Consider the following 19,948-nt stretch of genomic DNA (forward strand, 5'->3'; position numbering starts at 1 on the left):
ATTTAGTTACCGATCAGGACACCGATCAGATGAAATTGATATGTTTCAATGTTAACGGACTGCGCTCCCGTCTTCACCAACTACAAGCAGTCATCGATAAATATCAGCCCGACGTGATCGGTTTACAGGAGACCAAAGTCCATGATGAAGCGTTTCCTGTCGCCGATGTTGAGGCAATGGGATACCACGTAGAGATTCACGGGCAAAAAGGTCACTACGGTGTTTGCCTTATCTCTAAAAAGCCCCTAACGAATATACAAAAAGGCTACCTCACCGATAATGACGATGCGCAAAAACGCATGATTATGGGGGATTACGAAACGGACAATGGCAATACCGTTAGAGTGATGAACGGTTACTTCCCGCAAGGTGAAAGTGTCGATCACGAAATTAAATTTCCCGCTAAACGTAAATTCTATGCGGACCTACAAAGCCACCTAGAGACGCACTGTTCACCTGAACAAAATATCGTTGTGATGGGTGATCTAAATATTTCACCTGAAGATAAAGACATAGGGATTGGTGAGCCTAACCGTAAACGTTGGTTAAAAACCGGCAAAGCCAGCTTCCAACCAGAAGAGCGGGAATGGTATGGAAAATTAACCGGCTGGGGGCTGACCGATTGTTTCCGCCACCTAAATCCAGAGGAAGATCGCGTCTTTAGCTGGTTTGACTACCGCTCTAAGGGCTTTGCTGATGAGCCAAAACGCGGACTGCGTATCGATGGCATCTTACTCACAGCCCCCCTACTAGCAAGATGTAACGACGCAGGCGTTGACTATGAGATTCGTGCCATGGAGAAACCCTCTGACCATGCGCCTATTTGGGCCGAGATAGACTTATAAATCCGCAGATTAGGCGCGAGTCTCTTGACCCATTCAAGGACTCAGCGCCTCAAACGCATCGAAAATAAAAACACAGATAAAGATCAAAAAAACAGGCAGCGCCCATCCACTCCGTACTGTTTTAACAAAAGACCTCGCCTCTATTTACTCGCCATTGAAAAGAACAAGCCGATAATCCTTCTCAAATCTGCTAGAATTGATCGTTCGACCTTCTGACCATTGAGCACTTGATTTTTTATGTCTTTTTCTTCACTTAATCTTTCTGACTTTCTGTTAAACGCGTTAACAGATTTAGGCTACGAACAGCCTACGCCGGTACAGCTAAAAGCCATTCCAGCCACGCTGGAAGGTAATGATGTGCTGGCCGCTGCAGAAACAGGCTCTGGGAAAACAGCAGGTTTTGTACTACCCATTTTAGAAAGAATGAAAGACGCAATTCCGCCGCGTAGCAACCACGCTAACGTTTTAGTACTGGTTCCTACGCGCGAACTCGCCGTACAAGTTGAGGAAGCGGTTCAGCAATATGCCAAATACTTCCCAAGAAAATTAAAATCGCTCGCCATTTATGGCGGTGTATCGATTAATACCCAGATGCAGGCGATGCGAAGTGGCTGCGATATTGTCGTCGCCACACCCGGTCGCTTAATTGACCTATTTAAACGTAACGCTATCGATTTACGTGCAGTTCATACCTTAGTGCTGGACGAAGCAGACCGCATGCTCGATTTAGGTTTTGCTGATGAGTTAGATGATATCCTTGATGAACTACCCGAACGTAGACAAAATCTGCTGTTTTCAGCCACCTTCCCAAACAGTGTTCGGACCTTAACCCAAGAGATACTCAGCGACCCTGTTGAAATATCCATAAAGCAAGAAGCGACAATCCCTGAGCAATTAGAACAACGCGCGATCGAAGTTGATCGTACGAACCGCACCATGTTACTGAAACACCTATTAAAAACAGAGAACTGGTCTCGGGTTTTAATCTTTGTCGCAAGCAAACGTACTGCTAACAATGTGATTTTAAAGCTCTCCCGCGCAGATATTAACGCACAAGCACTACACGGGAATCTAACTCAATCCGAGCGTAGCGGCGCGTTAGCCGACTTTAAATCAGGCAAATGCAAAATACTCGTTGCCACTGACCTAGCCGCTCGCGGGATCGATATACCTAATCTCCCCTGTGTACTGAACTATGACCTTCCTCGCTCGCCCGCTGACTACGTCCACCGTATTGGCCGTACCGGTCGTGCAGGTGAAGTAGGACTAGCACTTTCTTTTATTGACCACGAAGGCGACAGTCACTTTAAGCTGATTGAAAAACGCATTAAACAAACCCTTCCGCGCGAGCAGATAACTGGGTTTGAACGCGACAGCATTGTGCCACTTGAAGTACGTGAGCAGAAAGGCCAAGCCCCAGTCAAAGGGCAGCGTATGAGCAAGAAAGACAAACTCCGTGCCGCTGCCGCAGCTAAAAAGATCTGGGGCGATAAATAACTTATTTTAAATGTAGATCATAGCTAACAGGTAAATACAGCTATACTAATATTAACTTTCTAGGAATTACCTTTTGATGCAGGATAAACTTACTACCATACGAGACTACCTAAACGAAGTTAAGACTCGTTGTACATACAATGCAGCGGCTCAAGCGCTAGGTATAAAACCAGCTGAATTTAAAAAGCTACTCGATGAGCGCAGTCCAGAAAACTCTTGGTTTGTAAACACAGGAGCGGGAGATCCAGTAGGATACGCAGACGATGAAAAGCACCCAGAGCTTTATCGTACAACGCGTATTATTAAATCCGCAGAGGTTTTAACCCGAAATCTTGGTCTGTAAAACACATAAATAGATTAATAAATGGGGAGACCCCCATTTATTTTTCCAACCTACCTATTCAACCCTATGGGCTATCTGCCCCTGCATATACGATAAATAAAATCGCTCAGCCCCCCCCTATATCCGTATGCGCACGTCCCCTATCTAAAAATATTCAAATAAATATGCACAAAAAGAGAAGAACACCCCTTACATTCGATAAAAGGTCTATCCTAAACACACTCCCCACACTTTTTCACACTGATAAATAACGAGGCTGTTATGAGCGCTAAGGCATATAACCCGAATGAGATACAGGCACTCATTGAAACCCTAAACACCGTTCATAATGGCTGGTACGTAGAACAGGGAAAAATCACCAAGCAGTTCCTCTTTAAGGACTTTAACACCGCATTCGGTTTTATGACCTTGTGCGCACTCTATGCTGAGAAAATCAATCACCACCCTGAATGGTTTAATGTATATAACAAAGTGAACGTCCAACTGATGACCCATGACCTATCTGGTATCTCAGACAAAGACGCTGACCTGGCTAAACAGATGAACCTGTACGCAAACACGCTGGCAAAAGAGTAACCCGACAATCCCTTTCCCCCGGAGAGACCCCTGAAAAACTGGCACATAAATCGCTTTAGATAATCTAACATCGATTACCCTATGAGCTTTGCCATGACTATTTATACAAACAACAGCTACAACGTCACCTATACCGCCCCATCGAAGGGGATAAATAGTGCTCTGACAACCCAGAATTCCGCGGCAAATTCACTCCCTCAGGTGGCAAGCACTTACCCATCAGCACGCGGATCAGACGTGACGTTGTCCGATGAAGCGAAGGCGATGCAAACAAGTACAGCGGTTTACCGCATGGATACAGGGAGTGGTACTAAACAGATCGATTTAGACCGCTATTTCACCCAATCATCACCGGTTAACGACTTAGCATCAGGCGCAGCTAACCTACTCTTGCCGAGTAGTAATAATGTGCTAGCACTGCAGGAGCATATCTCTTCGGTTTTCCCCGATTTTTTAACTAAACATGGTATTTCTGAAGCGCCCCAGACCATGCTATTTGATAACCAAGGAACACTGGTTTTACCTAATGATTACGCCTATAAGGAAGAGTTGACCGCCGCATTAGAACAGCATCCGGACATGCTTAAGACGCTAAAAACAGCCCACGCGCTCTCCTCACATGTAGCGGGGATTCAGGCGACCGCACCTATGCGTGAAGCATTAGCGCAGGCCAATTCTCAAGCGGAAGTCGATATTATTTTAGAAAACTTCTCAGCCTATCTCGGTGATAACCGCGCTCAAGCATACCCAGAGATCAGCTTACAATTTTCAGCTAAGGGCGAGCTTACTATAACCGCCGATGGACAGTCATTAGTATAACTCTCTTATCGCATTCAGCTGCTGTAACAAAATAATAGGCGTCCGATAGCGATATCATCGCGAAAAATGCAGGAAAAAACTCGCTATAAAAACAGCATGAAGACACACATCACTGGCGCGATTAGGGCAATAGCAAAGCATTTTCCGGTAATACTCAAAAAATACTCCGTTGGGCTTTTCCATATATAAAGCGCATTAATGATAGCCGTTAAGGGGATAGCAAACAGACCTATAAGATAAGCCAAAAGGCCTAGCCACGAGCCATTCCCGGTATTTGTTTCTATAATAATAAACACAACCAACACCTGCAGTAACGCTGGCAAAACCACACCAAAAAGATAACGCATGCTAAACCCCTCTCTATTTCCTGGCCATACTTGCTGCCTCTATAGCTTATTCAGATAGGGGGCATAGAAAATCTGGGCGTTTGACGACCAGTACATCGCAATCCACATTATCTACCACACTTTCCATCGTACTGCCCAATAACAAGCGATCAAGCACACTACGTGCGACGCCCCCCATAGCAATAATATCGATATGATTATCGATAGCATAATCACTAATAAGGGAGTCCGCCTCACCTTTTAAAACATCAACCAAACTATCCTCGGTGCTTAAACCAAACTCAGCAAGCACATCATTACAGCGGGTTATATGTTCTTTTTCGATACGAATTTGCAGCGCTTCATAATCGGTGACTAAGTGCTCATCAAAAATCGCTTCATGGGGTAAAGTATTAAAACAATGCAGCACGCGCAGTTCACTCATACCTCCTTTTGAAAAGGTTTGACTCTGGGTCAAAATTTCTCGATCTAATTGCCCCTGTAAATCATCTTTATGGAACGGGTCGATACACGCCGCAATACGCATAATCGTCGTCCATGGCTTTTGCTTAACAAACAATACAGATACAGGGCTTTGACGGGCAATCTGCCAATCGAGCGACGCAAATAAATAGTGCCCTATGCGACTATGGGGCTGCACCGCATGCATCAAGAGATCGGGCTCATAACGTAAAATTTTACGCATAATGCCCTCATCCGTATAACGATCCCAACACGCATCAAAACTCGCATGGATACCCTTATCTGCCAGCGCATCAGACAGTACTTCTAGTTGTGATTCTATCTGACGGACGTACGCATGTTCTGCTTTCTGCGCTCCAGCCTTATCAAACATATAATCTTGCACGATAGCGCGGTTGTAACAGCAGCAAAAAAGTTCGACTACCGCTGAATGCTCTATGGCTAATTGAGCCGCCTTCTCTAAGATCATGGCAGTGTCATGTTTGAAGTCGATATTGACTAGAATTTTATCCATCTTCTTCCCTCATTCGTCGCTTAGCATCTAGCTTAATTTTGGACGTAATCATCAAGGATAGCCACTCCAATACTCACTGTAATGGATGAAATTTACTGACCTTTAACCCGGTATGCATCATATAAAACACTTTTATATTAGATATTACTTATATATAATATTGTGAATTCACTTACCCATGCAGACGTTCTGCACACTAGGAGGCTTTATGACGATCAATGCTGCCTTACGCTTAATGGCTGGCCTCGTTGTCCTAACGAGCTTAGCCCTCGGCACATACCTTAATGCTAATTGGTACTACCTAACCGGTTTTGTAGGGCTTAACTTATTTCAATCAGCATTTACCGGCTGGTGCCCAGCGATACTGGTCTTTAAAAAGCTCGGACTTAAAGCTGAGTGTCCAACGGACAAAGGCGTTACCGTTAATCAGGCGGTCCACATCATCGCCGGCTCCGTTATCATATTAACCGTTAGCGCGGTGCTCTTTTTACATGTAACCCCGATGACATTGATCATCACGGCTATTATTGGGGCGAGTTTGACCCAATCAGCTTTCACGGGCTGGTGTCCCGCAATGATGATCGCATCCATGCTGGGCTGTAAAAAAACAACCGCCTCTTAGTTCTGGCCATCCCTATCGAAAGCACGATCTTGAAACGTCGAGTCTAATTAACTCGGCGTTTTTTTATTGTTTTAACGCAATATTTTTTCATTAACTGTCGTTATTTTTACGTAACAGTCGTTACAATGGAGGGGATTTTAACTCGGCTGGACTAGACATTTGCTTTTAAGACTCGCAGGTTTGATTTTACCCTCTCTGCTACTTCTCGCGGGTGTAGCTATAGTATTACCTATGGCAACGCAGCTGAGTCATGAATACCAGCAAATCATCACCTTAACCCCTTACCCCTTAGCCTGCATTGTTGCCTTACTCGGCTACGGGTTTAAGAGAAGTCGAATTCTATTTACCGCACTCAATTTAAGTGGCGCCTACTGGCTTATTCAAAATGGTTTGCAGACAAGCCTAAACCAACCCGATGCATTTGTTCTTTTTAGTACGATCTCCGTTTTACTCCCCGTGCATATGGCATTGATCGCGATCTACAAGGAGCGAGGCTTGTTCACTCCGGTCGGCGTGATCCGCATTGCATTTATTGTACTCACCTACCTCACTCTGTATATCAGTTGGGCGAAAGGCTCGCTGGGGCTTTATTTAGCCGACCTTCCAATGAGTATGCTCGAAATGCTGATTCACCAATATTACTTGAGTGAAGCTGCCGCTATTACCTTTACCCTCTGCCTTATTCCTGTCTTGCTCTCGTTTACCCTGCGCAAAACCTACACGGATGCGGCTCTACTTGCCTCGTTCATCTCGGCATTAGTGATGCTAAGCAAGTTTGATCAATCACTTATATCTGCCCTCTTTGTTTCAGCCAGTCTTATTGCTTTAGCCATTTCGGTTATGCAGAACTCCTATCAGATGGCCTTTATCGATGAGTTAACGGCGATCCCTGCTCGTCGTGCACTCCAAGACAAATTGGCCACATTAGGAAAAAAATATACCCTAGCCATGTGCGATATTGATCACTTTAAAAAGTTTAATGACACCTACGGCCATGATGTAGGGGATCAAGTGTTAAAAATGGTGGCAGCCAAACTAAATCAGGTTAGCGGCGGCGGGAAAGCCTATCGCTATGGGGGTGAGGAGTTTACCTTAGTCTTTGCAGGTAAAAGCGAAGAGGAAGCGCTCCCTTACATAGAACAACTGCGCGAAACGATTGCGAATTACCCTATGCATATTCGTAATCAGGACCGGCCAAAAGATAATGACCAAGGCCAACAGCAACGCCAGCAGCGTGCTAAAAGTGAAGTTGTGAGTGTCCAGATCAGTATTGGCATATGTGAGAAAACAGCGGAGTTAGCCGACGCTCACGCGGTTATTAAAAAAGCAGATGAAGCCCTCTACCGCTCGAAAAAGAACGGCCGTAACTGTTCGACAACCGTTCACTACAAACCCAAGCCTAAACCAACTAGGCGTGGGCAACGAAAAGATTATGCGTAACCACTTACGTCGCTAGCAAACGAAGACGATTAGTAGCTCCATCGTAGGCGGGCATATAGGTTGGACGCATCCTCAAACTGACCGAAAAACGTCTGCTTCTGCTTCCCCCCAAAGACATTCCCACCCAGCGTTAAGTTCACCTGATCATTAAAGCGATATTTAACGGAAGGTCGATGGTAATAGTCTTGGTCGGTAGGTGAATAGAAGCTAAACCAATTGAAGGTTAAATTGTCCTGTAACGCGCGATAAGAGAGGCGCATCGTCCACAACTCCCGATGCTCATCGGGACGGTAGATAGACCCTCCGTCATGGGCTGAAAGCGCATCATAATCCAGTATGTGTTCAAAATAGTATTGCACGCCTAAGGTTAGTTTAGGCACTAGCTCTTGCTCATAACCCATTAAAAAACGGATCTGGCTATTTGGGATCAGCGGATTACTGCCGTCATCATCAACACTGTTGTACCACGCTAATTCCGTATGACCTATACCGCTCGCAACATTAGTACGCAGACTTGCACCGAGACTGGTTAAGGGGCTGAAATAAGCCTGATTATTACTATTAATCCCGTTCGGTTGTTTCCAAAACCCGCGATAACCATATAACGCCCACTCTGTACTGCTGCGCCCTAACAGATGACTACGCCCATAGATACGCGCAGAGAACTCACCGTGGCTGAACGTTTCACTCGGCTCGTCAGGGACTATTTTCCCACTCGGAGCCGCCACTTGTGTGCCGGTCTGGGGCGAGAAATAGGAGAACCGTTCGCCTGAAATAAAGTTATCGCTGTTAAATACCGGCGTCCAAACAAAATCAATATTTGCCGTTTCCCCATACGCCGACACTTTGATACTCGACGAGGGTGCTTTTAAATATTCATCATCGCGGCCGGAAAAAAAAGAGACCCAATCCTTCGCAAACAGATCGTTCAGGAAAAGCAGATCGCCTGTCCCCCAGGTTAAAACTTGATGCCCTGCTCTCACATCCACATTATCTGTCAGGGAAAATTCAGCCACCGCTTCCCGTAAATAGATGTCGAAACCACGCTCGACCCCATCGGCATAAAGATCCACTTTTCCGCTAAGGCGTAGCGCCCCTTGGTAGGTTTCTGCTTCAAGCCTTGCGCGGACTTCAGCCAAACTTAACGCATCATCCACCAACGTATCATCACTTACGCGATCGCCCACAGCGGTTTCGATAAAACCATGTATGGCAGTGCCTTGTTTTTCCTCTTCTCCCCACGCGTCATCGCCCCAATCATCTGCGGCATAAAGATAACGAGGGAATGTGCATAGAATCGTTATAAGTAACCAGTATCTAGGTGTTATCTTAGCCCCCATCACTCGCCCCTCTGCAACCATTCCCGTGGCGGTTTGCGTAATGAGCGTTCACTAAAGACCGCTTGATCCATTCCTAAATCATAATGCTGAAAACGAAACGCTAAGGTGGTTGTCCCTCCACTTCGAAGATCAGACACTTGGGATTTAGTGACGGTCTCATGACCTTGAATCACCTCACTCGCTAATACCTCTACACGTCGATAGACCTTGTCGTTCTCATCTTGATATTCAATTTTCTCAGGTAGGAAGCTGGCTTTATTAATCCACGCAATATAGCGACTAAATTCAGCACTGTTCGGGTCCAGCGGCTTATTCTCAATAACGTAGTACTTATCGCTGGTTTCCAGCAACTGATGGCTATCTTCCGTTATGCTACGGCCCGATACATCTTCATAAAAATAGTGGGAACCGACAAAGCTCGTGCGCTTATCACCGGCTGAAATTCGCTTTACTAGATCTAAGCCTGGAAGGTATAACCAGCGATCATCATCACCGCCCGGTTTCTTAGCGACCAAAAACACAGTATTGCGCACATCCGATGGGCGACTAAAAACAACTAAGAAGTCCTGCTCTCCCCCCTCCTCTCGATCACGACGTAGAATGGTGAATTGACGTTTTTGCTCTCGGCCCTGCGCATCGGTGATTAACATCCGCGCCTCAGAACGACCATCATTACCCGCATAGTAAGCAACTAAATTCGCCTTAGATACGATGGCATTAGCATCGGTTAATTCCGTAGCATAGACCGTATTTAGCGCACTAACGGCCATCACTATAAGCAGTGATTTTATACCGATAAACTTAGACATTATTTTTCTCCTGTATGCTTTTTAAACGGTCATCTTCTGACATAGCAAAAAGCTTATCTTTATCTTTAATATCGTTAATAACAGCAGGTAGCAGCACGACCGTGACGACAGCAGACACCGCCATAATCATCGCGAGAAAAAAACCTACCGTGATGTAAGGTACTAACGGGGCGAATAATAAAGGGGTGAAACCAATCGCCACCACCACCGCATTTCGGCTAATCGCCCGAGCCGGGCCTTTATACATTTCCGTCACAGTGGACGGCCAACTGCCGCTTTCCTGATAGGTGGTACGGCAACGCTCTAAAAAGTGAATCGCGAAATCCACGGATAAACCTAACGTCAGTGCAGAAAGCACCGCAATCGGCATATCATAATCTTTACCCACAAAACCGATCAGGCCATAGATAAATAAAATCGTTACAGTTAAAGGCAACATGGCCAACAGGCCAAGCTTGATTGAGCGAAAAAGAACAAACATCATCACAAGCACCATAAAGAAGGCGCTGGTAAGGCTGCTTAACATCCCTGTCACCATCTGCTCCTGCCAAACCACATTGATATAGGTTAAACCGGCCCAGTTCATCTCAACATTGGCAGGGAGAGGGTGTTCGCTCACATAATCATCTACCAGCTTGATGACCCGGCTCATCTCCTGATTATCGCCACTCTTTAACTGCAACCACAGTGCAGTCGCATTAAAATCAGGCGTTACCATGTGCCATAGGTCGTCGGGCCGGTGGGAGGACTGAAAGCTCAAAATAGTTTGTGCCGCCGCATTGCTGTTATCCGGCAGTTTATAATGCGCAGGATCCCCCCCTTGTAACTCGCGGTACACCGTTTTTAATAAAGTAACCAAGGAGTTACTTTTACCGACCAAAGCGGAGTCATCTAAAAATAATTGAAGGTCATTTAAATAACCTAAAGCGCTTGGCGTTAAAAAATATTTACTGCTCGATTGCGCCTGCTCGACCGTATCGAGTAATGCCATCCAATGGGCCTCATGAGCACTATCCTCATAGGCCGCATCATCCAATTGATAAGTCAGCTTTTGCAATAAGGTACTGTAATCTTCACCCTCCAGTGTACGCAAAATACTATCCAACTTATCGGTCACTGCTTGAGCGTTTTCACGGGCGTTGACCTGTTTTCTTAAATAGGCCAGAAATTCTGTTTTCTGCTCATCCAACCCTGTGCGTTCTAATACGAGAAAGGCATCATAGGTTCCAGAGAAGTGTTCATTCATCACTCGGTCGGCAATACGTAAACGATGATCCTCTTTAAACCAACGCACAGGGTTGTCGTTGATTTGGATCGTCGTTAAACCATAGATAGACACTAAGGTCACAGCAACAAACATCATCACTAAGGTTTTCGATTTAGCGATAGAGAAACGCCCCGTCATCGCCAATAAGCGACTGAGTAAGCTGGTATTGTCTTCATGTACTTGTTCGGAGAGGGAGTGATCTTTAAGTGCAGCCAAACGCGCTGGCGACAAACTCACAATATAAGCAGGCACTAAGGTCACCGTTAAAACAAACGCCAGTAAAATACCAAACGCCACATGTAAGCCAAAAATCTGTACCGGCGGAATCGGCGTAAAGGCTAACGAGGCAAACCCCACTGCAGATGTAATCGACGTATAAAACATCGGCGTAAACAGATGCCCAACCACCGCCTTTAATGCGGCGTTCGGTTTATCCCCAGGCTTATAGCGATCTGAAAATTCAGACAGTATATGGACAGAATCAACCACCGCGATAGGCATTAAAAAGATAGGGATCATTGAGCTCATAATATGAACCGTGTAACCCTGACCGATGAGTAGACCCATCGTAATAATAACCGCCGCCATGGCAACCAGCATCGGCGCCGTAATCAATAACATCGAACGGAAAAACACCCACATAAGGATAAAGATCATCAATCCAGCCAGAGGTGCCGAGATCGCCATCTGGATAAACATCTCCACCCCAAAGGTATCTTCAGCGACAGGCAAACCCGCCATGTAAAACTCATTATCAGCAGCAGGCGATTCAACGTTTAACTGATCAATGACGGTTTGAATCTCTTTTGATAAGCGGTAGCTCTCTGATTTGCTTTCAATCGGAATATAAATACCGGCCGCTTTACCATCACCTGAAACCAGCGTGTTTTGAAGTAAAGGGAGGTTTTCCACCGAGGCTTTAATCTGATCAGCTTGCGCCTGTGTCGTTGGCGCTGACTTCATCATCCATTCAAAACGTATAGCACCCGGCTGGTTAGATGACTGGCTAATATTATCAACCGTATCCAAAGACATAAGGTCCTGACGAATAACGCCCTTCATTGACTGTACGGCGGATGAAAGCTTATGCAGATCTTGTAAGGTTTGTGGGTTATAAACGCCCTGCGGGTTCTGAGTATTAACAACACCCACAATAATAGAATCGTATAGCGAGAAACGCTTTTTTACCTCATCATGGAAAACGCGATCCACCTGATCATGGGGCAACATATTCTCAGGATCCGTATCCACCTTGATACTCGGAATCTGAAGACCCGCCAACACGACTAACGCAATAACCCCGAAAAAAACCTGTTTAGGCTTTTCCATCGCCAACGCGACTAACCACGCTCTTAATCCCATTGAAAACCTCATAGACATGACACAGACTGGTAGATAAGGCTTTATTGTATTAGTATTAACTAATATTGCAATACATTAACGCGACCTAATACTCTTAGGTCGGCGTATAAGCGAGCGACTTATTCTGTGCATAACGACCGCGCCTCGTTGCACCGAACACGACTTGTTAGCGGTTAAAAGCGGTCATTTAACAGCCCAACCGTTAAACCTACACTGAGGAAGAAACGGCGCATTCGTCCATACTATAAACCGCATTTCAAATGCGTATATTAGAAAATTGCGAAAAACCGGCAAACTAGGTAGTATGGAACATGTTATAAAAAACAGAATATTAATAACTATAAGTTGATAATAATTGATAGCAGTAACGCTGGCGTGAACAGTATGGAAGCTAGGATTCCAACATTAATAGTTAAGCGCTTCGGAGTATAATTTTGAACGATTCAACTGCCGCATCACTTGATGCAGAAACCCTAGATATGATGAAAAAAAATGCCGGTAAAGCGGCACAATTAATGAAAGCCCTTGGCAACGAAAGTCGCTTATTAATCTTATGTAACCTTGATGGTAAAGAGCTTTCGGTTACTGCATTAAACAACTGTTTAGATTTAAGCCAGTCAGCGCTATCACAGCACCTTGCCGTTCTGCGGAAAGATGGATTGGTTAAAACACGACGTGAATCACAAACCATCTATTACTCATTACAGGGCGATACAGCAAAACGTATCATCCATACGTTACATGAGATGTTCTGCCCTACTATTTAATTGATGCAGCATAAGCGCTAGCTTTCACTAGCGCGTCCTTTCCTCGACGTAAACACCACGCCTTTCCCATACACTAACCTGCCCCATGACATCCCCCGCTATTGAGCAAAAACACAATCAATTGATCACGTATTGGACAACTTAGTCTATAATACTGCTGTTACTTGCCCCTTATTGCGAATGACCCTCCTATAAAGCGAGGGGGTAATGGATATAGCGACTCCATGGAGATAAGGAGAAAGGTGCGAGGTCAATTTAAGACAGATACCCCTGTCGAAAATCCTATTATTCATCCGCTTTCCCCTTAAGGCCTATACTAATTTTTATAGGAAGCCTAACTTCCATGCATAAAATTCATCGCGGCTACAATGACAATCTAAAAACCAGCTGCTACCATAATTGCGTGTCTATGTTGTATAAAAAAAATGAATCACATATCGATTAATAAAGAGAAAATACAACTACTAAGAAAATCGATCATAATAAGTTTTTTTATTAGTGCATTTCTTTGTTTGTTAATTAGCTTTCATTTAAAAGACAAAATTCCCCATGATCAGCTGATGCCTTGGCTTATCACTAGTTTATCCATACTTTTAATCCGCCTTTTATCTGTCCTTCCCTATAAAGAAAACACAGATATAACCAGTGGTTTTACCGGAAAATTAATATTTTTTAGAATAGGCGCATTTTTATCCGGCTTAACCTGGGGTTGGTGTGGTTATTATTTTGCGGGGCAGGTTTCTCTCGATTCTCAGTTATATATATCATTTATGCTCGCAGGCTTATTAGCTGGTGCGGCATCCTCTTTATCCGTTGATAAACTATCAATGATTTCTTTTGTTCTGCCGACCATAGCACCTAACATTATCCATTATTTAATGTCGGAGCAGGGCACCTCCATTGGCATGGCATTAATGTTAATACTATTCATGCTATTTATTATCTACGCCTCCTTAATACAAGGAAAAAATATACTCGAAAATATAGAGTTAAGAATTAAATCCCATGAGAGCGAGCAAAAAATACAGCACCTCGCGTTTCATGATGCGCTGACAGGTTTACCCAATCGATCATTATTTAATGATCGTATCGAGCAGGCACTTTGTGCAGAGATGCGTGGAAAAAATCCTATTGCCATCCTCTTTATCGACTTAGATGGCTTCAAACATGTCAATGATTCATACGGTCATGCCGTCGGCGACGAGCTTTTACAAACCATTGCGAATCGTTTTAAAACGATCGTTAGGAGCTATGATACCGTTGCAAGAATAGGCGGGGATGAGTTTGTAGTGATCGTCCAAAAAATTGAACAGCGGGACGATATTACAAAAATTGCTAATAAGCTTTTACGGGAAGCCTCAAACCCGATGGAAATATCGGGGCACAATATTAACATTTCATCGAGCATCGGCATTGCAATCTACCCTGACCACGGCACCGATAAAGAAACATTAATCACCAATGCCGATAATGCGATGTACCTTGCTAAAGATAACGGGAAAAATACCATTCAAGTACATGCGGCTTAGTGCGTATAAACCCCACAAACAACCTGCCCCGAAAGCATTCACGCTTAATGGGGGATATTTAAGCGTAATCGTTGCCAATCTTCTGACGGCTCATTTAGCATCATACGCATATCCACAACCTCCTCTTCGGCATTATAGCTATTGGTAAAACCTAACTTTTTAGCCAAGTTCTGCATGCCTTTATTATTCGGTAAGGTTGAGCCCAAAATTTGTAATGTCCCACGGCTTTTGCAGTAATCAATAACCTTATTCATTAAGGCGACACCTAAGCCTTCACCCTGCAAGTCATCACGTATGACAACACTAAACTCAGCTTGCACATTATCCGCGTCAGTAACCGCCCGAACAACACCTAGGGTTTCCATACCATCTCCATCTTCACGGGGAGCCGTAATAATGAAGGCCATTTCGCGGTCGTAATCAATCTGCGTCCAATTAGCGAGCTCCTGATGCGTAGGAATACCACGGCTATAGAAGTAACGTAGCCGAATAGATTGCGGGCTCAGTTTGTTATAAAACTCTAGATGATTAGGCTCATCTTCCCCGCGAATGGCACGCATAATCGCTTTACGACCTGAACGCTTAAGCGTGATCTCTTCAGTGAGGTGTTCCGGGTAAGGCGAGATAGATAAACAGCCCGCTTCAGGCGATAGCGAGACCGATACATCCATCACTAATAAGCCACTTTTATTCACCAGCATTGGGTTTATCTCTAACCCTTTAAGGTTAGGTAGATCAACCACCATCTCAGACAATTTAAGCAGTAAATTAGCAAGCTGCTGCATATCCTGCTGCGGGCGGTAGCTATTCTCTTTAAGAATCTGACACAGCCTCGATTGACGAATCAGTTCCGATGCCAATGACATATTTAAAGGAGGTAACATCACATGCCGATCCGCTAATACATCCACCGTGTGACCGCCAACCCCAAAAAAGATGACCGGACCAAACGTAGGATCACGGGTAATACCTACATTAATCTGTAAGGATTGGAAGCCTCGTTTCATCTGTTGAACACAAAAACCCATCAGATCCTCTGCAGGATAAATCTCGCCCATACGATAAGAAAGCTGGGTAGTGGCATGTTCAACCTCCGTGCTAGAAAACAGGTCTTGTACCACCTCTTTCCAACGCTGACGCCCAGTATCATCGTAACTAAACGGGTAGACATTTTGATGGTGTAAGGCTTTAACTTGCACCGTGCCCTCTATCTTTTTAGCCCGTGACACCACCTCATCGATGGTGTCGCAATAGAAGGTATTAGCCACCGGAATATCGTATAGATCTAATAGCTCGATCGCTTCCCCATGACGTAGATAATCGCGCTCTTCAAGCAACGCTTCTTGAACAAGCTCCCTCGCACGAATATGGTGTGGACTGCACTGCTCAATATAAGGTGGTGGCGTTTGACGCATCACGTCCTGATTACGGTGAAAATCCACCATATGCATAAACGCATCGACCGATTCTTCCGGTGTCAAAAAGGTTGAGATACCTGCCGAGTTACAATGGTTCCGAGCTTCAATAGCCGTAGCCCGTCCCATAAAGCACGTTAAAATATTGCGGGGTGTTTTCTTGGCAATCTGTATAACCGCGTCAGCCGTGTTTACGGAAGAGGCCATACGTGTAGGCGCATGCAGCATCAACACAGCATCAACATTTTTATCTTTAGTCAGCAGGCGCACCGCTTCTGCAAAGCGTTCAGGCCGCGCATCAGAGTTAAGATCAACAGGGTTAGAACGATTCCAATGGGGCGGTAATATCTCGGCTAACGCCTCGATGGTTTCATCAGTTAACGGCGCTAGCTTGCCGCCATGCTTAAACAACTGCTCTGTCGCAAGCGCATTGGGGCCGGTGCCATTACATAAAATAGCTAACCGCTCCCCACGCATAGGCTTCATCCGTGTCAGCGTTTCAAGCGCATTAAATAAGTCATCCGACCGTTTTACACGGACAACACCCGCGCGACGTAATGCAGCGTCATAAACCAGGTCATCGTCATAGATCCCTTCAGCTAAGGTTGTCGCAGATTTATCGCCGATAAACGTGTCATTTTTAAGCACCAGTACCAGCTTATTACGTGACGCAGAACGGACCGCTGAAAGAAAATCCCGTGCTGAACCATCCACGCGGTTAAGCTGCAATAGAATCGCATGGGTGTAAGGGTCTTGCGCCAGGTAATCGATCACTGAAGGCAGATCGACATCGGCCCCATCACCTAATGTAAGAAAGTGGGAAAAACCGATCTCTTGACCTGTTGCCCAGTCGATCATCGCCGTCCCCAAAATACCGGACTGACCAATATAGGCCACTTTACCTTTCAATATATTGACGTGGGAATAGCTTGCATTCATATGGTGACCAGGAACAAGCATCCCCATACAGTCAGGCCCCATAATTCTTATACCGTAAGGTTTAGCTGCTTCCCTAACCTCATCACGTAGGGTTCGATGACTTTCATCTTTCGTCATCGATAGGCCGCCCGTTAGAATCATAGCGGCCTTAACCATACTGACACCTAACCCGCGAATAAGGTCTGCCACCGTATCAGGCGGTGAACAAACAATGGCGAGATCAGGCATTTCTGGCAGATCTGATAGTGTTCTAAAGCAGGGTACCCCATGCACTTCATCATATTCATGACGATTGACCGCATAGATTGCTCCCTTAAAACCGCTTTCGAGCAGGTTTTGAATAACAATACCACCCATGCTGTCCTCTCTGGCGGAGGCACCAAAAACAGCAATGGAAGCTGGTTTAAAGAAACGTTTGAGATACTTAGTAGCCACGCATTAAATCCTCTATCAATATCCCATTATCTTATACTTTTTTGCACTGCAACAAAATAGATTTTCTATACCAAAGTATAATTATAATATCTATTTTTCGGCCCTTCTTAAAAACAAGCCGACTGATTACCGTTAACAGAAGTCGACCCACCAGCTGGTAAGTTAGTTACCACCTTCATGCTTATTTTCAAGCATTCACCCGACAGTTGAATCCACCCAAACCATCATCAACCCTAAGTATAGCGGCCGTTTACCCTGTTTTAATTAGATCTACTCTGAGTTTGGCACTTGCTTTGCTTTGAAGACTACCAACATACACCCAATAATAATTAAACAGGCCGATCAATGACTCCATTAAAATTGACACTGCTCACTAGCTTTACAGCCTTCATAACAACCTTAGCGCCCTCGGCGTTTGCCCATTCATTGCCAATGGAATCAAGTCTATTAACGGGCTTTGTACATCCATTATTAGGCCTCGATCATCTACTTGCGATGCTCGCTGTAGGCTTTTGGGCCGCTCAACAGAGAGGAAAAAACACACGCACGATTCCCCTCGTCTTTATCAGCGCCCTCTTAATTGGCTTTCTTTTAGGGCTTAATGCAGTGACGTTAGTCGCGATCGAAACGGGTATTGCCCTGTCGGTTCTGATCTTAGGCTTATTAATTGTCAGTGCGGCCCGTTTGCCTATGACTCTATCACTCCCTCTGATTGGATCATTTGCCCTATATCATGGAATTGCGCATGGTGCGGAGGTCGGAGTAGCTCATGCCGCCCTATTTGCCACGGGTTTTATAGGTTCAACCGCGCTGTTACACCTAACAGGCGTACAATCAGCCCTTTTAGTACAACGATACACCCCACTCATAGGAAAAGTCGCTGGCGCAGGTATTGCGTTAATGGGCGCCATGTTACTCATGGCCTAACCACATACACATAAACGGCGCTTACCCGCTTCACACATGGAAAAGAGTGATGTTTGAGTACCGATAACACGCCGTTTTCTTAAAGTTTAAACCTCCCCTACCCCCGTTATTAGGGCGTAATCGTCAATATTCCGCTTTCATGTTCCAGTACCATCACCCAAAATGGTTCTTGTCGGGCTTTTAGCCCGACTTTTTTCTTGACAAAAAATAGTCCTAACTCTACTTTCCTATTTTGAAATATGTACCATAATCAGGCTATGTATCAACTCAATTAGTGAGGCATTGCAATGAGCCAACAACGCCCCGTTAGTAGTGAGCCAGAATCAACTTTTGATCTGGAAGATTGGATGAGCGATGACCTTGACTCTGTGCAAGTTGACTCAACCATCCGTAAAAAAGATAGTATTAATCCGGATAAACGCCGACGCTTAGAAGCGATGCGTGAAGAACGAGAGTTAATGAAAGATATTAAAGATGTATTTGAGGATAACTGGGATGATTAACTAAAGCCCCTCTATCCGTATTAGGTGCTGGCACACTCGCCAGCGCCTAACCTAGCACCTGACAACCGCCCCCTAAAATACTTTACCTACCCACCCCATAAAGCCTGACTTTCTTGCTAACGGATTGATAGAATAGCCCCATGTTGACTATATCAGAGCGTTTATCCATCCCACTCAATGAAATTGAGTTTAAAGCGATCCGTGCCCAAGGCTGCGGCGGCCAAAATGTAAATAAAGTATCTAGCGCGATTCATCTCCGTTTTGATATCCAGCGCTCATCCTTACCTGAACATTATAAAGAGCGCCTCTTAAGCTATCAGGATCAGAGAATCACCACCGATGGCGTGATTGTGATCAAAGCACAGAGCTTTCGAGACCAAGAACGCAACAAAGAAGATGCACTACTGCGCTTACAGCAGCTGATTCAAGCAGCAACCACTGTAGAAAAGCCACGACGGGCGACAAAACCAACGCGCAGCTCTCAACGCAAGCGAATGGATAAAAAGAACAAACGGGGACAGGTAAAAAAGGGACGGGGCAAAGTAGACTTTTAAACCACGCTCCCTACTCGTAAATTTAAGCTAAACGCGTCAGACCAATCTCGAGCTGCTGCTCACCGGTAGTGACATAAAGTTGGTCTTCGCTCAAGGTAATGGTCAACTCCATATTTCGCCCACACAGCTCACTTAAGCGATCCACTTGTACCGCAGGAAAACTATACACTTCCGTTTTTGGCAGGCCGGTTAACGCATCACAATGTTTAGCCCACCAGACATCAACCTCTGAACCATACGCATAAAGCTTTACCTGATCGGCTCGGCTAACCCCCTTACGGATGCGCTCTGGCGACGCTTGACCGACCTCTATCCAGCAACTCACAGAACCATCCGGTCGCTTAACCCACAGGTCTGGTTCATCCGTGGCAGATAAGCCTTTACTAAACGCGAGATCTTGATCGTAGTTAAGCGCATAGGCCAGTAACCGCACCATCATCCGGACATCAGTTTCCGATGGGTGCAGGACAAGCATCAACTTCTCCGTGACATAGATATCCCGATTCATATCAATCAGGTTCAATGTGGTTTTGTAGATAGTTGGTTTTAACGCCATGAAAGGGAAACCTATGAATAATTTTGAACGCCTCGAGCTGAGGACATTTACATTGTGTGCATCTTTATACTGCATCAACG

The 19,948-nt window shown here is 45.1% G+C and carries 19 protein-coding genes; 12 read left to right on the top strand and 7 right to left on the bottom strand.

The features are described from left to right. Nucleotides 1–29: 29 nt before the first annotated feature. The 5 genes from xthA (at nucleotide 30) to A3773_RS00810 (ending at nucleotide 4,080) form a co-directional block, all read left to right on the top strand. Nucleotides 30–845, top strand: a complete 816-nt coding sequence (gene xthA, locus A3773_RS00790; RefSeq protein WP_067981719.1) for an exodeoxyribonuclease III — start codon at nucleotides 30–32, stop codon at nucleotides 843–845. A 237-nt stretch (nucleotides 846–1,082) separates the two neighbouring features. Continuing rightward, on the top strand, nucleotides 1,083–2,342 hold the full coding sequence (locus A3773_RS00795) for a DEAD/DEAH box helicase (protein ID WP_067981721.1): 1,260 nt from the start codon (nucleotides 1,083–1,085) through the stop codon (nucleotides 2,340–2,342). A gap of 76 nt (nucleotides 2,343–2,418) precedes the next feature. Continuing rightward, nucleotides 2,419–2,685 carry a hypothetical protein gene (locus A3773_RS00800; protein ID WP_067981724.1) on the top strand — a complete coding sequence of 89 codons (267 nt, stop codon included), beginning with the start codon at nucleotides 2,419–2,421 and terminating at the stop codon, nucleotides 2,683–2,685. Between the two features lie 261 nt (nucleotides 2,686–2,946). Continuing rightward, complete coding sequence (locus A3773_RS00805) at nucleotides 2,947–3,261, top strand: 4a-hydroxytetrahydrobiopterin dehydratase (protein ID WP_067981725.1); 315 nt, start codon at nucleotides 2,947–2,949, stop codon at nucleotides 3,259–3,261. A 93-nt stretch (nucleotides 3,262–3,354) separates the two neighbouring features. Further along, on the top strand, nucleotides 3,355–4,080 hold the full coding sequence (locus A3773_RS00810) for a hypothetical protein (RefSeq protein WP_075109445.1): 726 nt from the start codon (nucleotides 3,355–3,357) through the stop codon (nucleotides 4,078–4,080). 83 nt (nucleotides 4,081–4,163) lie between these two features. Here the strand turns inward: A3773_RS00810 and A3773_RS00815 are convergent, their stop codons facing one another. Further along, on the bottom strand, nucleotides 4,164–4,427 hold the full coding sequence (locus A3773_RS00815; RefSeq protein ID WP_067981732.1) for a hypothetical protein: 264 nt from the start codon (nucleotides 4,425–4,427) through the stop codon (nucleotides 4,164–4,166). 46 nt (nucleotides 4,428–4,473) lie between these two features. Beyond that, nucleotides 4,474–5,403: a universal stress protein gene (locus A3773_RS00820; protein WP_067981736.1), complete on the bottom strand. Its 930-nt coding sequence runs from the start codon at nucleotides 5,401–5,403 to the stop codon at nucleotides 4,474–4,476. A 208-nt stretch (nucleotides 5,404–5,611) separates the two neighbouring features. Here A3773_RS00820 and A3773_RS00825 point away from each other — a divergent pair, with 208 nt between their 5' ends. Both A3773_RS00825 and A3773_RS00830 read left to right on the top strand, forming a co-directional pair. Further along, nucleotides 5,612–6,025 (top strand): YgaP family membrane protein, encoded by a 414-nt coding sequence (locus A3773_RS00825; protein WP_067981739.1) that lies wholly within the window; start codon nucleotides 5,612–5,614, stop codon nucleotides 6,023–6,025. A gap of 231 nt (nucleotides 6,026–6,256) precedes the next feature. Continuing rightward, entirely contained in the window at nucleotides 6,257–7,465 is a 1,209-nt protein-coding gene (locus A3773_RS00830) for a GGDEF domain-containing protein (protein WP_067981742.1), read from the top strand. A gap of 29 nt (nucleotides 7,466–7,494) precedes the next feature. Here the strand turns inward: A3773_RS00830 and A3773_RS00835 are convergent, their stop codons facing one another. Genes A3773_RS00835 through A3773_RS00845 form a run of 3 tightly spaced genes read right to left on the bottom strand, consistent with a single transcriptional unit; the run spans nucleotide 7,495 to nucleotide 12,243 of the window. Continuing rightward, complete coding sequence (locus tag A3773_RS00835; protein ID WP_231902107.1) at nucleotides 7,495–8,805, bottom strand: hypothetical protein; 1,311 nt, start codon at nucleotides 8,803–8,805, stop codon at nucleotides 7,495–7,497. After that, nucleotides 8,805–9,614: an outer membrane lipoprotein-sorting protein gene (locus A3773_RS00840; protein ID WP_067981744.1), complete on the bottom strand. Its 810-nt coding sequence runs from the start codon at nucleotides 9,612–9,614 to the stop codon at nucleotides 8,805–8,807. Before A3773_RS00840 ends, A3773_RS00835 begins: the two co-directional genes overlap by 1 nt. After that, a complete protein-coding gene (locus A3773_RS00845) occupies nucleotides 9,607–12,243 on the bottom strand; it encodes an efflux RND transporter permease subunit (protein WP_067981747.1) in 2,637 nt (878 codons plus the stop codon). Before A3773_RS00845 ends, A3773_RS00840 begins: the two co-directional genes overlap by 8 nt. Nucleotides 12,244–12,725: 482 nt before the next feature. Between A3773_RS00845 and A3773_RS00850 the strand changes: the two genes are divergently transcribed. Together A3773_RS00850 and A3773_RS00855 are read left to right on the top strand one after the other, a co-directional pair. Next, a complete protein-coding gene (locus A3773_RS00850; protein ID WP_082800522.1) occupies nucleotides 12,726–13,010 on the top strand; it encodes an ArsR/SmtB family transcription factor in 285 nt (94 codons plus the stop codon). Between the two features lie 512 nt (nucleotides 13,011–13,522). Continuing rightward, nucleotides 13,523–14,539 carry a GGDEF domain-containing protein gene (locus tag A3773_RS00855; protein ID WP_231902108.1) on the top strand — a complete coding sequence of 339 codons (1,017 nt, stop codon included), beginning with the start codon at nucleotides 13,523–13,525 and terminating at the stop codon, nucleotides 14,537–14,539. A gap of 44 nt (nucleotides 14,540–14,583) precedes the next feature. Here the strand turns inward: A3773_RS00855 and A3773_RS00860 are convergent, their stop codons facing one another. Next, nucleotides 14,584–17,328: a bifunctional acetate--CoA ligase family protein/GNAT family N-acetyltransferase gene (locus A3773_RS00860; protein WP_067981751.1), complete on the bottom strand. Its 2,745-nt coding sequence runs from the start codon at nucleotides 17,326–17,328 to the stop codon at nucleotides 14,584–14,586. A 345-nt stretch (nucleotides 17,329–17,673) separates the two neighbouring features. Here A3773_RS00860 and A3773_RS00865 point away from each other — a divergent pair, with 345 nt between their 5' ends. The 3 genes from A3773_RS00865 (at nucleotide 17,674) to arfB (ending at nucleotide 19,312) form a co-directional block, all read left to right on the top strand. Beyond that, a complete protein-coding gene (locus A3773_RS00865) occupies nucleotides 17,674–18,255 on the top strand; it encodes a HupE/UreJ family protein (RefSeq protein WP_082800505.1) in 582 nt (193 codons plus the stop codon). A gap of 287 nt (nucleotides 18,256–18,542) precedes the next feature. After that, nucleotides 18,543–18,758 (top strand): PA3496 family putative envelope integrity protein, encoded by a 216-nt coding sequence (locus tag A3773_RS00870; protein ID WP_067981753.1) that lies wholly within the window; start codon nucleotides 18,543–18,545, stop codon nucleotides 18,756–18,758. A 140-nt stretch (nucleotides 18,759–18,898) separates the two neighbouring features. Further along, nucleotides 18,899–19,312, top strand: coding sequence for an alternative ribosome rescue aminoacyl-tRNA hydrolase ArfB (arfB, locus tag A3773_RS00875; protein ID WP_067981755.1), 414 nt, complete (start codon nucleotides 18,899–18,901; stop codon nucleotides 19,310–19,312). A 22-nt stretch (nucleotides 19,313–19,334) separates the two neighbouring features. Here arfB and A3773_RS00880 read toward each other — a convergent pair whose 3' ends face one another. After that, the gene (locus A3773_RS00880; RefSeq protein WP_067981757.1) at nucleotides 19,335–19,868 is read right to left on the bottom strand and encodes a YaeQ family protein; all 534 of its coding nucleotides are present in this window, start codon (nucleotides 19,866–19,868) and stop codon (nucleotides 19,335–19,337) included. Nucleotides 19,869–19,948: the final 80 nt, after the last annotated feature.

This window comes from Neptuniibacter pectenicola, from assembly GCF_001597735.1.
Classification (GTDB): domain Bacteria; phylum Pseudomonadota; class Gammaproteobacteria; order Pseudomonadales; family Balneatricaceae; genus Neptuniibacter; species Neptuniibacter pectenicola.

Bases quoted from the DNA above. Each gene is read 5' to 3' on its own strand.
- A3773_RS00850 (WP_082800522.1), top strand. From the start codon at position 12,726: ATGAAAAAAAATGCCGGTAAAGCGGCACAATTAATGAAAGCCCTTGGC.
- A3773_RS00845 (WP_067981747.1), bottom strand. From the start codon at position 12,243: ATGGGATTAAGAGCGTGGTTAGTCGCGTTGGCGATGGAAAAGCCTAAA.
- A3773_RS00865 (WP_082800505.1), top strand. From the start codon at position 17,674: ATGACTCCATTAAAATTGACACTGCTCACTAGCTTTACAGCCTTCATA.
- A3773_RS00815 (WP_067981732.1), bottom strand. From the start codon at position 4,427: ATGCGTTATCTTTTTGGTGTGGTTTTGCCAGCGTTACTGCAGGTGTTG.
- A3773_RS00825 (WP_067981739.1), top strand. From the start codon at position 5,612: ATGACGATCAATGCTGCCTTACGCTTAATGGCTGGCCTCGTTGTCCTA.
- A3773_RS00880 (WP_067981757.1), bottom strand. From the start codon at position 19,868: ATGGCGTTAAAACCAACTATCTACAAAACCACATTGAACCTGATTGAT.
- A3773_RS00800 (WP_067981724.1), top strand. From the start codon at position 2,419: ATGCAGGATAAACTTACTACCATACGAGACTACCTAAACGAAGTTAAG.
- arfB (WP_067981755.1), top strand. From the start codon at position 18,899: ATGTTGACTATATCAGAGCGTTTATCCATCCCACTCAATGAAATTGAG.
- A3773_RS00820 (WP_067981736.1), bottom strand. From the start codon at position 5,403: ATGGATAAAATTCTAGTCAATATCGACTTCAAACATGACACTGCCATG.
- A3773_RS00870 (WP_067981753.1), top strand. From the start codon at position 18,543: ATGAGCCAACAACGCCCCGTTAGTAGTGAGCCAGAATCAACTTTTGAT.
- A3773_RS00805 (WP_067981725.1), top strand. From the start codon at position 2,947: ATGAGCGCTAAGGCATATAACCCGAATGAGATACAGGCACTCATTGAA.
- xthA (WP_067981719.1), top strand. From the start codon at position 30: ATGAAATTGATATGTTTCAATGTTAACGGACTGCGCTCCCGTCTTCAC.
- A3773_RS00810 (WP_075109445.1), top strand. From the start codon at position 3,355: ATGACTATTTATACAAACAACAGCTACAACGTCACCTATACCGCCCCA.
- A3773_RS00840 (WP_067981744.1), bottom strand. From the start codon at position 9,614: ATGTCTAAGTTTATCGGTATAAAATCACTGCTTATAGTGATGGCCGTT.
- A3773_RS00835 (WP_231902107.1), bottom strand. From the start codon at position 8,805: ATGGGGGCTAAGATAACACCTAGATACTGGTTACTTATAACGATTCTA.
- A3773_RS00830 (WP_067981742.1), top strand. From the start codon at position 6,257: ATGGCAACGCAGCTGAGTCATGAATACCAGCAAATCATCACCTTAACC.
- A3773_RS00795 (WP_067981721.1), top strand. From the start codon at position 1,083: ATGTCTTTTTCTTCACTTAATCTTTCTGACTTTCTGTTAAACGCGTTA.